3 protein-coding genes are annotated in these 1430 nt (G+C 58.3%); all 3 read left to right on the top strand.

Going from position 1 to position 1430, the window contains the following annotated elements:
- Positions 1-517: 517 nt before the first annotated feature.
- Positions 518-778, top strand: a complete 261-nt coding sequence (locus tag EN914_RS35410; protein ID WP_024505332.1) for a hypothetical protein — start codon at positions 518-520, stop codon at positions 776-778.
- Positions 778-1137, top strand: coding sequence for a hypothetical protein (locus EN914_RS35405; protein ID WP_024505331.1), 360 nt, complete (start codon positions 778-780; stop codon positions 1135-1137). The genes EN914_RS35410 and EN914_RS35405 overlap by 1 nt, the downstream gene beginning before the upstream one ends.
- A 96-nt stretch (positions 1138-1233) precedes the next feature.
- Positions 1234-1430 (top strand): hypothetical protein (locus EN914_RS35400; protein WP_127370520.1); only part of this gene is annotated, 197 nt, incomplete at its 3' end.

Genomic DNA, 1430 nt, shown 5'->3' with positions numbered 1-1430 from the left:
GTCGTGGAGTGGCCGAAATTTCATGGGAACTTTCTTTCTGGGGGCCGGCACAGGCGGCCACGCCCCTCCTCTATAGACGCGTTGGCACTCGATAGATAGGAATGTCAGAATTAATTCTCGTGTATGCCCCAAACAATCGAACGAAATAATTTCGAGCCTCGCAGAATTTATTTGCGTTGGCGGAAAACTTTCTGCCGCCTTGAATTTCACGGACATCGATTTGTTATTTAAAAGCCAAAAAGAAAAGGCGCCGAGACCTTGTTTGCAACGCAATTGAGGCGCATATGTAAAGCTCGTTGATTTGGTCGAGTTGGCTTTGTGTCAGAGTCCTGCGATTCACCACCAATTCTCGAAAACGAGTGCATGAGCCGATCCGGCGCACATTTCGTCCCGCTCGAACCCTGGAATGAAACCGACGCTGACCACGGATATACTGGCAGCGTCGGGCATCGCTCCGGCGGTTCGAGTGGGAATGATACGGAAAGGCGTCGTGCGTTTCCGCGGGAAGCCGCAACTGATGACCAGCCGCACCACATCTTCAATCGTTCGCTTCAGGGCGGCGTTTTCGCTGCCTGGCTTCGATACGCCGCAACCACCTGGAGCGTATCGCGTCGATCAAGACGAGGAAGCTCTCGAAGGGGCTTCGCTGATCGCATGGCGCCGCGTGGCCACCTTCATTCACCTGCCGGCGATCTCCGCCGTCGGAGCCACGCAGCAGATGGTGCCGATCGAACCGGCATCGCTTGAAGCCGCACTGGAGCAGGACCAGAGACAATGATGAAAACCACAACCCTGATGCAACGCAACCCACGCCCGATCCGCCGCGAAGCCGCAACGCATCTGTTTGCCGTCGGACAGGCTGTCCGGCTGAAGGGCGGCTTTGGCACGTTTCCACAGACCGCGGAAATCTACCGCATCACGGCCACGCTCCCTGCGAGGGGAGATTCGCTGCAATACCGCATCCGCAGCGACGGCGAACGTCATGAACGGGTGGCGACCCAGGACAGTCTCGAACCGGTCGCCACGTCGCCCAGTGACATCATAACACTCTCTGAAAGGACGTTCGCACATGTCAAAGGGACAGAAACGCTCGAGCCGGGAAATCAGGAAGCCGAAGCTGGAAAAGGCACTGCCTAAGCCTGAAAGCGTGTTCGGTGCCCAGACCAGGCTTACCGCCAACATCAGCGCCCCGCGCGGCAAAGGCAAGAACTGACACGGCGAGACGGGACGGCGATGAAGATCGTGATCGAATTCTATCGCACCCGCGAAGCGGACGATGCGCATGCCGTGCTCGGCCGCGAGACGGCGGAAGCCGCCGACCTCGAAGATGCGATCGAAATCGCCAGGCTTTTGGCTGGGACCCTGAACATGCCACAGCGGCCGGACGCCATGACGATCGCCGACACGAATGGCGCAACGCTCTATTCGGG

The organism is Mesorhizobium sp. M7A.F.Ca.CA.001.08.2.1 (assembly GCF_003998455.1).
GTDB classification, from domain to species: Bacteria; Pseudomonadota; Alphaproteobacteria; order Rhizobiales; family Rhizobiaceae; genus Mesorhizobium; species Mesorhizobium ciceri.
This window is presented reverse-complemented; position numbering and strand designations above follow the sequence as displayed.